This is a genomic window from Gammaproteobacteria bacterium, from assembly GCA_022340215.1.
GTDB lineage: Bacteria > Pseudomonadota > Gammaproteobacteria > JAJDOJ01 > JAJDOJ01 > JAJDOJ01.
Genome location: JAJDOJ010000100.1, coordinates 1 through 10,196, shown reverse-complemented (window position 1 = coordinate 10,196; position 10,196 = coordinate 1). Strand labels below are relative to the sequence as shown.

At 58.0% G+C, this 10,196-nt stretch carries 12 protein-coding genes and 2 pseudogenes; 4 read left to right on the top strand and 10 right to left on the bottom strand.

Features of this window, described 5'->3' with window-relative positions:
• Nucleotides 1-250: hypothetical protein (locus tag LJE91_07520; GenBank protein MCG6868568.1), on the top strand; the 250-nt coding region annotated here is incomplete at its 5' end.
• 157 nt (nucleotides 251-407) lie between these two features.
• On the opposite strand, the gene hflC is transcribed toward LJE91_07520, so the two are convergent.
• The 3 genes from hflC to LJE91_07505 form a co-directional block, all read right to left on the bottom strand.
• Nucleotides 408-1,409, bottom strand: coding sequence for a protease modulator HflC (hflC, locus tag LJE91_07515; GenBank protein MCG6868567.1), 1,002 nt, complete (start codon nucleotides 1,407-1,409; stop codon nucleotides 408-410).
• Entirely contained in the window at nucleotides 1,406-2,482 is a 1,077-nt protein-coding gene (gene hflK, locus LJE91_07510) for an FtsH protease activity modulator HflK (GenBank protein MCG6868566.1), read from the bottom strand. The genes hflC and hflK overlap by 4 nt, the downstream gene beginning before the upstream one ends.
• Nucleotides 2,483-2,984: 502 nt before the next feature.
• Nucleotides 2,985-3,845: a transglutaminase family protein gene (locus LJE91_07505; GenBank protein MCG6868565.1), complete on the bottom strand. Its 861-nt coding sequence runs from the start codon at nucleotides 3,843-3,845 to the stop codon at nucleotides 2,985-2,987.
• Nucleotides 3,846-4,109: 264 nt separating this feature from the next.
• Here LJE91_07505 and LJE91_07500 point away from each other — a divergent pair, with 264 nt between their 5' ends.
• Both LJE91_07500 and LJE91_07495 read left to right on the top strand, forming a co-directional pair.
• Entirely contained in the window at nucleotides 4,110-4,397 is a 288-nt protein-coding gene (locus LJE91_07500) for a hypothetical protein (GenBank protein MCG6868564.1), read from the top strand.
• A 487-nt stretch (nucleotides 4,398-4,884) separates the two neighbouring features.
• Nucleotides 4,885-5,273: pseudogene (locus LJE91_07495) on the top strand (cation:proton antiporter).
• A gap of 256 nt (nucleotides 5,274-5,529) precedes the next feature.
• Here LJE91_07495 and LJE91_07490 read toward each other — a convergent pair.
• From LJE91_07490 to LJE91_07475, 4 genes are all read right to left on the bottom strand, one after another.
• The gene (locus tag LJE91_07490; GenBank protein MCG6868563.1) at nucleotides 5,530-6,351 is read right to left on the bottom strand and encodes a transglutaminase family protein; all 822 of its coding nucleotides are present in this window, start codon (nucleotides 6,349-6,351) and stop codon (nucleotides 5,530-5,532) included.
• A 72-nt stretch (nucleotides 6,352-6,423) separates the two neighbouring features.
• Entirely contained in the window at nucleotides 6,424-7,200 is a 777-nt protein-coding gene (locus LJE91_07485; GenBank protein MCG6868562.1) for an N-formylglutamate amidohydrolase, read from the bottom strand.
• Between the two features lie 15 nt (nucleotides 7,201-7,215).
• Complete coding sequence (locus tag LJE91_07480) at nucleotides 7,216-7,941, bottom strand: peptidase (protein ID MCG6868561.1); 726 nt, start codon at nucleotides 7,939-7,941, stop codon at nucleotides 7,216-7,218.
• 115 nt (nucleotides 7,942-8,056) lie between these two features.
• Nucleotides 8,057-8,260, bottom strand: coding sequence for a CsbD family protein (locus LJE91_07475; protein MCG6868560.1), 204 nt, complete (start codon nucleotides 8,258-8,260; stop codon nucleotides 8,057-8,059).
• A gap of 520 nt (nucleotides 8,261-8,780) precedes the next feature.
• Here LJE91_07475 and LJE91_07470 point away from each other — a divergent pair.
• Nucleotides 8,781-9,028 (top strand): annotated as a pseudogene (locus tag LJE91_07470) (Crp/Fnr family transcriptional regulator).
• 215 nt (nucleotides 9,029-9,243) lie between these two features.
• Here LJE91_07470 and LJE91_07465 read toward each other — a convergent pair.
• From LJE91_07465 to LJE91_07455, 3 genes are all read right to left on the bottom strand, one after another.
• The gene (locus tag LJE91_07465) at nucleotides 9,244-9,450 is read right to left on the bottom strand and encodes a hypothetical protein (protein MCG6868559.1); all 207 of its coding nucleotides are present in this window, start codon (nucleotides 9,448-9,450) and stop codon (nucleotides 9,244-9,246) included.
• A 1-nt stretch (nucleotide 9,451) separates the two neighbouring features.
• A complete protein-coding gene (locus LJE91_07460; GenBank protein MCG6868558.1) occupies nucleotides 9,452-9,826 on the bottom strand; it encodes a type II toxin-antitoxin system RelE/ParE family toxin in 375 nt (124 codons plus the stop codon).
• Nucleotides 9,827-9,985: 159 nt separating this feature from the next.
• A complete protein-coding gene (locus tag LJE91_07455) occupies nucleotides 9,986-10,192 on the bottom strand; it encodes an addiction module protein (GenBank protein ID MCG6868557.1) in 207 nt (68 codons plus the stop codon).
• Nucleotides 10,193-10,196 lie beyond the last annotated feature (4 nt).

Below are 10,196 nucleotides of genomic sequence, written 5' to 3'. Positions count from 1 at the left end.
CAAGAAGCCGAAGGTTGTGCCAGGAAAAGCAGATCCCGAGGCACAGAAGGCATTTCTGAGAGACTATGAGAATCTCAAGGAAAACAAAGGGGAAAACGATCCGATCTATTTCATGGATGGAACCCATCCGCAGCACAACACGGTTTCGAGCTATGGGTGGATCAAGCGGGGCGAAGAGACGGTCATGGCGCTAGCCCAGGGCGTCGAGGCGAAATGCGTCGTATTGCTGTCGGCCGACGGTCAATCTTGAGCGGACTTGGAAGGTATCGGACATAGCATTATTCCTCATTCTTCCTCGATATCTGCACCGCCCACGCTCGTGGCGGACTTTTTGGCGACACCGTGGTGACAAGTGTACGGTGCACCGTCACGAAACCCCGTCACTTGTCGCCGTAAGGTCTAACCACCTATAGCTTCCCACCCGCATCTCCGATCGAGGCACCGACCCGGCTTGGCGATGCCATGCCCTTCAGAAACTTAAAGAGGTCACTGTCGGTTGAAATAACGAGGGTTGTGTCACCTGCGATGATGGTGCGGTAAGACTGCATCGTGCGTGAGAATTCATAGAACTCCACCGCCTCGGGACTGCGGTTGTACGCCGCGGCGTAGATCTCAGTGGCCTTCGCGTCTGCGACGCCGCGGATCTCTTCGACCTGCCGGTAGGCTTCGGACTGGATCTTGTTCAGATCGCGCACACGATCGCCGCGAATACGTGCCGCCTCGCCGTTGCCTTCGGAAAGGAAACGCTCGGCGATCTGGCGCCGTTCGCTGATCATTCGATCGTATATCTTCGGGCGGACACTCTCGTTGTAGTTGATCCGTTTGAAACGGATGTCGAGCAACTCGATACCAAAGATCTTTACCTTTTCTGCAGCCGCGGCAAAGATTTCGTGCTCCACCAGTTTGCGACCCTTCTGTATCGGTACCAGAGCGCCCATATCCCGCTCGCGCTCAGCCGCAGTCAGAAATGCATCGCGCAACGGGACGCGGTCTCTGGTCGTGCGGATGATTTCAATCAGTTCATGCTTGGCGACGGCATTGCGGGTCTCACTGCCCAGAATGTCGTCGAGCCGCGACTGGGCACTACGTTCGTCGCGTAACCTCAGGAAAAACTGCAGGGGGTCCGTAATCCGCCAGCGGGCGAAGAGGTCGACCGAGATATAGAGCTTGTCCTTGGTCGGCATATCCGAAGGACTGCCATCCCACTCGAGGACCCTTTTGTCTATTGCATTGACCTCCTGAACAAAAGGCACCTTGACCTTCAGCCCAGCGGAAGTCACTGGTTCGCCGACAGGCTTACCAAACTGGGTGATAATGACTTGCTCGACTTCGCTTACAGTATAAAGCGAACTGAACGCCAAGTAGGCGCCGATCGCAACGACGATCAAAGCCACTAACAACCTATTCATGATCCGTCTCGCTTCTGGGCGTCCAGATTGAGCAACGGCAGAATACCGCTGGTTTTCTCGTCAACGATGATCTTGGAACCTATACCCGGCAAGACGTCCTGTAAGGTCTCGATATAGATTCGTCGACGCGTAACCTCCGGTGCCTTTGTGTACTCAGCCAACAGGGCGCTGAATCTTGCAACGTCGCCCTCCGCTTCGTTGATCCGCTTGAGCCGGTAACCGTCGGCCTCGCGGATGCGCTGATCCTTCTCACCTTCGGCCAATGGAATCACCTTGTTGTAGTCGCGGCGTGCCTCGTTGATCAGCTTCTCCTTCTCCTGCTGAGCCTGGTTTACCTCGTTGAAGGACTCCTGCACTGGTTCGGGCGGATTGATGTTCTTCAATTGCACCTGATCGATGCTTATCCCCATCGCGTACTTGGTCGAAAGCGCCTGCATCTTGATCAACGCCTCCGACTCGATCTCCTGTCGGCCGATCGTGATCACCTCATCCACGGTGCGATCACCAACGACCTCTCGCATGACCGATTCCGAGACGTAGCGCAGCGTTTCACTTGGCTCACGAACCTCGAAAAGAAACTTGATGGGTTCGGATACCCGGTACTGAACCACCCATTCCACCAGTGCAGCGTTCAGGTCGCCCGTCACCATCTCGGTTTCCCGCTTGGTTTCTCGTCCACCGCCACGCGGACTCTGGTAAGGATCGGTGGCACCCGGCGTGGAAAACCCGAATTCCTGCTTCAACTGCCGCTTCACCGGCACCAGTGTGGCCGTATCTATACCCAAAGGCAGTTTGAAATGCAGGCCCGGCGGAACCTCCTTGAGATACTTGCCGAATCTTTGTACGACCGCGACAGAGTCACTTGGGACGGTGTAATAGGCGGTCCATGCACCCAACCCGGCCAGAAGCGGTACGGTGAGAAGCAGTACGGTGAGAACGATGAGACCACGAGGACTACCACCCTGCAGCATCAGCTTGAGAAAATTGCGACCTCGCCGCAGCACATCGTCGAGATCCGGCAGGTTCGCACCGCCCCCCGAGGATCCTGCGCGCGGGTCAAGATCGTTCTGCATCGACACTATGGCTTCCTCGTTTCCAGCTCAGATAGACCGCCGGGTATGGCGGGGCAGGCCGGTGAGGCTGCCCATCGGGCACCACGCGTCATAAAAACCTGGCACGATGGTGGCGCAAGCTGGTGGAATCGCACTAGGGGACACGGCAGGGCAAGGTCTGTGCGGTGTCGTACATAGTGCGCCTCGCGACAACGGGAATTCGGTCGCAGGCTGGACCGGAGACCGGACGAATCGGCACTGCGCGGTTCGTTCCACCCAGGCGATCACATGACCAACCGCTGGCGGCTCTTTCGCTACCTCACACCACTGGACCACATTGCCCGCGCTGGCGAACAGGCCGGCGACCGCCCGATGAACGCCGTCTGAGTCGGCAACCGAGGCATTACTGCCGAAGCCGGACGATGCCGTTCCAACATCGCCCGTCGATGAGTCGCGGTGGTAATCGTGGTGACATTTCTGCGGGGCAACGCCTGGCTTGGCAGCCCCCGCTTCAATGTCGAGATCAGGCCGCAATCTCGCTGACCCGCAGGATGACACTCAGCAGTGGACGCTGCTGAGCGGTGCCGACGAAGTCTCCAGCCACCGGTGGAACCGCCTCCGGGTGGCGTGCAACCGCCACCGCGATATGCCGGTCTCCGGTCACCTCGCCACTGGTCGGATCGAAGCCTTTCCAGCCGGCACCCGGCAGGTAGACCTCGGCCCAGGCGTGCGTCGAGGCATAGTCGGTGTCACCTGCCCAGGTGAACAGATACCCGGTCACAAAGCGACTCGCCAGACCCAGGTGACGGCATGCCTCGGTGAACAAAGCCGCAAAATCGCGACAGGAACCGCTACCCTGCTGCAGTGTCGAGCCCGGTGACTGGACGCCCTGCTCCTCGCGAATCTGGTAAGAAAACCCGACGGCTATCCCGCGGTTGATGCGGTCAAGCAAGGTGAAGGTCAGCGTCGGCTGCCGCCATCCCGAGTCTTCCAGCCACCGAATGATCATTTCCCGGTCATTGGGATAGACCGGCTGCAGAAAGGGATCGAGCTCCACGCGATCACTCTCTGTATAGGCAAAGGGATGCATCAACGCGTAATCGTCCATCCGGAAATCAAACGGATTCTCGTCATAGTGCTGAATGATCACGGTGCTGGCGATCCGCAACAGATCGGTGGGCTGCGCAATCGCCACCACAGCAACCGAGTTGTCCAGTATGTCACGCTTCCATTGCACCGTATGTGACGGGGAGATATCGAGCATCGAAGACTCGATACGGACGTTGTGGTTCTCCCTGGGCCGCAGCAAGAGTCGGTGCGGCAGTAACGACACCGGACTGGGGAAGCGGTACTCGGTGAGATGTCTGATCTGAAGTCGTCGCATGGCAATGTTCTTCGCTGAACCGGACACCGCCCGTCAAAAAAACGTCGCTACCGACGTATAGGGTGCCATCAGCGTCATGGCACCACAACGACGAGAGTCACAGCTGGAATTGCTATGACATACACCGATTCATTGCCGCACAGATACCAGTTGCTATTCCCCGCAGAGGGCGTACATTGACAATAACTGACCATGTCAGTCAGTTTCTGGCCCCTGCCTCCCCCAGACCCAACGGAAGTGGACAGAACCAATGGAGGGTGAGTCATGACCCACCCGCATTTCACATCTGCGCTGCTGCCCGGTGTCCGCAGCTTAGCCTCTCGGTCGAACCCTGCTCGAGTCATCGATGACCGCAAGACCAACCTCGTGACGATGCGTTTCGAATCAGCCGTCGCAGTTCACGCCTGCTGCGACATGCCCACCAGGCCTTCAGAACGGCTTCCGTTAAAGATCCTGACGGATCCGAACAACGAGGTCGCGGTGGAATTCACGCTCATCCGACACGCCGAGCACAACCCCCCCCGAAAACCGACTAAGGAAAAATACAAGTGAACCATCAACCACTCGATCCCCACGAGACCGAGACTTCGGTACGAGACATCGGTCTACGCCATACGGTACTGGCCGATCAGTACTGGAACCGCGCAAAATCAAAGGCGCTGGCCGAAGCGAAAGGTCTCACATTCAGCGACCGGCACCCAAGTATGCCATGCGTCAGCTCCCTTCGTCTCAAACGTTTTCTTTTCCTTTGACCAGGAGTTTACCGATATGTCCAAGCACAATAAATCGAACAGAGAGTCGAAGAAACAGCCGTTGCTGACGCCCAAGGAGAAGAAAGCGGCAAAACTTGCGAAAAAGCATGCCGGCGATCATGTGCCATTGATTGTCCGAATTCCCTGACCAAATCTCATTGCCGGCCACTCTGATAGGACGCCGGCATGCAGAGCCATCCGGCTTCCCACGAGGGAAAGGAGTCCACCATGTATCGCCTGATGCAATCCGTAAAGTTCACTTTGGAGCCCCCCACATTGGGCCCCATTCCTCAGCCATCCAGGTGGAGTCATCAGGAGATCGTGACCGGCTGCGTTTCAGCCTGACCGGCGAAGGGGGGCTGAACGACGGAGCCGCGTTTCCATTCATTATGCTCGGCCTCGGCCTTTTTGGACTGCACGACATGGGCAGCGGTGGGTGGCGCTGGTGATCGGTTGATGTCATCTGGCTCCCGTCGGCGGTTTGTAGATCGGCGGCACACTGGGAGCATTGATTGGTGCCTTGGTGGTCTACCTACGCGCCCGCCACAAGGAGTCGATCGGCCTGGACGAATTCCTGGCGCTGGGCCTGATTGCCTTGACCTACGGCCTCGCAGTGGTCAGTCACATCTATGGATTCCTGGCTGTACTCGCGGCCGGTATGGCCCTGCAGCGGGTGAAAGAGTACGCCAGCGTTATACCCGTCGCGGACAGGCTTTCACGAGAAAGTGTGTGTCATATTCGTTTCGTGGCAAGGCGCGATGACGCGTAATAGCCGCTCTATTGCAAGGAATCGCAACGCTGCCACGGGACGAAGAGGGCGTGTGTGCCGGGGAAACCTGTCCGTGACGGGTATATCTCCTGGTAGGCCGCGTTGGTATAGACACAGCCGCCATCTGCATCGGCGACTCGCCGCCCTCACCGGCCCCTGCCCTTCAGACAGCACCCCGGCCGCACACCTCGTCGGTACGCACCTGGAAACTGACCAGTGTATTAGCTCCGAAGGTGTTGCTGATGGCGACGTCTGCCGCGTCGCGCCCGCGCGCGATCAACACCCTGCCGATGCGAGGGATATTGTTGCGTGCGTCAAACGTGTACCAATGACCATCGAGATAGGCCTCGAACCAGCCGGCAAAATCCATCGGCTCGTAGGGTGGCGGCATGCCGATGTCGCCGAGATATCCAGTACAGTAACGCGCCGGAATGTTCATACAGCGACAGAAGGCGATAGCCAGGTGCGCGTAGTCCCGGCACACACCGGCCCGCTCATGAAAGACCTCATAGGCGGTCTTGGTCGGACGCGAGTGCTGGTAGCCGAAACGGATATGCCGGTGGACGTAATCGCAGATCGTCTGCACGCGCGCCCACCCCGTAGGCGCATTGCCGAACAGTTGCCAGGCCATCTCGGACAGCCGGTCGGTCTCGCAATAGCGGCTGCCCAGCAGAAACAGCAGCGTCTCGTCGGGCAGCTCTTCCACCACGGTCTGGCGCGCCTGCGGAACCACCAAATCGGGCTCGCCCGTGTCATTTATCAGCGCATCAGTCGATAGCCTGACGCGGCCAGCGGGGGCCACGATGCGTGAACACCAGTTACCGAAACTATCTCGATAGGCCGTCATAGGAACGGCTGGATCAGCGATCATGTAGTCGGGGGTGATCATGTCCGAGACACGTGTGTAGTGCACGTTCAGGGTCATTATCATCGGGGTCGGCTGCGGGCAGTCGTAGATCAATTCGTAGCCAATGCGGATCTTCATAAAGTGATTCCTGGTTGATGCCGGCACAGCCCGCCGACCTGTCCCGGCCAATGCGGTTATCGGCCAGTCCGGTTATGTCGATCCCGCGCCGCGAAAATCAACGAGCGCACTGTGCAACGTTTCGACGATGACCTGACGCATGGCGCTCCAGTGGCGACCTGCGAGCGCCACCTGTGCCTGGTTGACTTCCAGTTCGATCCCCACGTACACACGGGGTGGCAGTCGTCGGCGAAACCAGGCGGTCAGACCATCGCCCTTGCCCTCATAGGGGTAGTTACGGCGAACGATGAACTCCGGAGCACGGGACACGAGCATGTCCTTCCAGCGCCGGCACAAATCCACCTCCCCCGCCCGGGTCGGGTCGTAGAGCAATCCGATGTCGGCACGACGACGTTTGCCGTTCAACTCGGGTACGAAGCTGTGCGAAGAGATGTGGACCACCCGGCCCGAGTCGGCGATGGACTGCATGACGAGACGTTCAGCCCGCTCACGATAAGGCCGGTAGAACTTCCGCAGTATATGCTGGCGGACCTCGACCGGTGTGCCTCGCACCGGTTCGCCGTGCAGCCGGGGGTGACCGATCGACCGATTCAAATCGACCAGCAGGCGGCTCACGGTAGAGCTGAGCAGCGGTGCGGAAAATGCCCTTGCCAGGGTTCTCGCCATCAGCATCGCACCCGGATCGTAGCCGCGGTGTGAGTCGAGCAGCGACTGATCGGCCCTGAAGAGTTCACGGTACACTGCAGGAATCAGGTTGCCGGCATGTTCGCAAGTGAACACCAAACCGTCATCGGGACCATCTCCGCACACCGACTCGGGCCCGGTGATTGAGACACTTGCGGCACACATCTGACCAGGCAGGCCCTACCAGTCCAGATCAGGCAATTGACGAAAGACCAGGCGGGTGCCCTCGCTCCACCGCCTGCTGAGTTCGACGAAGTACGTATCGCCTTCGCCGAAGCGGCGGCGCATCCTCACCGCTAGGCTGTCGCGCTCGTAGCAGAGCAGATCGATCGGCATACCCACCGACAGATTGCTGCGCATGGTTGAATCGAACGATACCAGGGCACATTTCGCGGCATCGTTCAGCGACGTCGCCTCAGTGATCACCCAGTCGACGATCGGCTTACCGTACTTGGTCTCGCCCGTTTGAAGGTAGGGCGTCTCCGTTCCCGCCTCGATGAAGTTACCCTCCGCGTAGATCCGGAAAAGTCGTGGTGGTTCACCGGCAATCTGGCCGCCGAGTATGAACGAGGCATTGAAACGGAGGTCGCTCTCCGCAAGGAACTGGCCATCGCGCCGGTCGACGTCGCGCATGGCATCCGACACCAGCATCGCCGTGTCGAACATGGATTCTGCGCTCCACAGGCTGTTCGACGGGTGCTTGGCGATCCGCTGCCTCAGCAGGCCGATGACCGCCTGCGTTCCGGCCAGGTTGCCTGAACTGAGCAGTACGATCACCCGGTCGCCGGCACGCTCTAACACGCTCATCTTGCAGAAACTGGCAAAATTGTCGACATCGGCGTGCGTACGCGAATCCGATGCAAAGATCAGCCCGCTGTCGAGCATGATACCTATACAGTACGTCATGAACGGTCCCCTCCGGACGCCGCCTTCATTTTTGCCGACCTCTCGCACTTGCCGTTTGGGCTGAATCGCCGCGCGGCAACAGGGTAGCGATTCTGCGGCGGCCTCGCCGCGCCCGCTACTCTTTGCCGCCCTCCTCGAATTGCTTGACCTGCTTCTCTGCCACGTCCTGCGTGGCGCCGTAGGTTTCCTGGATCTTCCCCGCCAACTCGTCGCGCTTGCCGGCAATCTCGTCGACATGATCGTCGGTGAGCCTGCCCCAACGTACTTTGAATATGCCCTTGAACTGCTTCAAGTTGCCTTCGATGACGTTCCAGTTCATGTTCAACCTCCGTCTTTTCGCACCTCGACCGTGCCGAACGCGCTACCGCTGGACAGCACGGCGCCCCCGAACGGCACCGATCGCGGTGTTCCTGTCCTGCGTCGACATACCCGAACAACCATCCAGACCGAGCGGCATTGCAGCGGCGCCTTCATGTTGTAAGGTACTTGGCGATGGCTCTATCGCAGGCCATGCGGGACCAACGCTTTATTTCGCCAGATGCGAGGCGCATCTCGACAGAGACGTTCGTCACCGTTCGCCATTTGCGCGCTTGATAGGTCCGGTTGATGGCAAGCTACGCGAGACCCCTGTCGGCGTCTGTCTGCTGCCGCACATTGCCGACGGCCTGGCCGGCCCCGGCGTCGGGTCAATTTCGCTGCCGCTTCTCGGCGCTGCCGAATGGGGATAGAATTTTTCCAAAATCTGCCCCGCACCCGCATGCTTCCCGTGCCAGCAGGAAATGTCGTCACCGCGGGTCGAGGGTGGCCGATAGTTGGGAGTTCACCGATGACCAGTCGTCATACCCCCCCCTCTTGATCCAAGCCAGAATCATCTGCTCGCCGCCCTGCCTGCAGAGGAACGCGCGAACCTGTTTCCCCACCTGGAACTGGTCGCGATGCCGCTGGGCGAATCGGTTTGCGAACCCGGCATGCCGATGCGCTACGTCTATTTCCCTACCTGCCACCTGCATCGTGTCCCTGCTGTACGTGATGGAGGATGGCGCTTCGGCCGAGATCGCCGTGGTGGGACGAGGGTATCGTCGGCATCTCCGGGACAAAGAGTCAGGTCTTGATTCGTGCCCTTTGCCCTCTCGTGCACGAATCAAGACCTGACCCTCGATTCCTTTTACGAACCCCGGAGGAATATGTCCCGGAACGATTGCCGCATCAGCGGCCCAATTCTGGGTGAGAATACTTCTCCTTACTTTCACGCTTCAGCGCATGACGTGCTAATCTAAATAATCTTAACTCTTTTTACACGCCTCATATCCTGACAAAATATGGCAGTACCACCAAAATAAAACCGATACTTACAAGCATGTATACATTCGATATAAAATAAGGGAATATAAATAAGGCGATTCCGGTAACTAGCGGAACTATTGCTCTTTGATTTTTCCCATATATAAAAAATCCGAGGCCGATTGCTCCGAATAGCATTCCCCAAATAAGTAGTGATGTACCTTCCATTTTAGAACTTACCGCGTATTTCTCTTATAGACACATAACATGTAATGGGCGGAGAGAATCCGTAATTGGGACAAAGGGTCAGGTCTTGATTCCTCGCGCAATAGCCTGGCTCCCGCCTTAGCTGCATCACCGCAATAATCTCGATTTCCTGCGCCCTTTCGCGAAAGACGACAGCATAGGGAAAATGCTTAACGCGACACTTTCTCACCTCACCCTCGATCTTTCTGTATATGGCGGGGTTCATTCGAATCCGGTTAATCGCCTCGGTCATTTCCGTCAGAAAACGAAGCCCCAAACCTTTCATGCGTTCATCGAAAAATGCGGCGGCAGCCTCGGCTTCGGCCAGTGCCCCCGGATGGAAATAAAACGGCCTCACGAATAACGCTCTTTGAGCTTAGGCGATTGCCGGAAAATGGCATACCAGATTGTGCCGGATTTTCGTTCGTCATCAAGGCGCGACATCAGGCGCATAGTCGAACTATGTCACTGTTGTCGCAACACAGAGGACGGACGAAAAGACAAGCGAGATGGTATGTCATTTGACAGAAATCGCCTTAGCCATCGCATCGTCTCCGGGAACCAGGGTGACCTTACCCTCGTCGATATCCTTACACCGCCTTTCGATTTCCTGCCGCCAGGCCTCGCTAACCGGGAAATCGTCGCCGATATCGAGGCTCTCCAGCAGGACCTCTGCGACATAGGCCCGACTCTCATCCGGCAAGGACAGCACGTCGTCTAAAATCTCC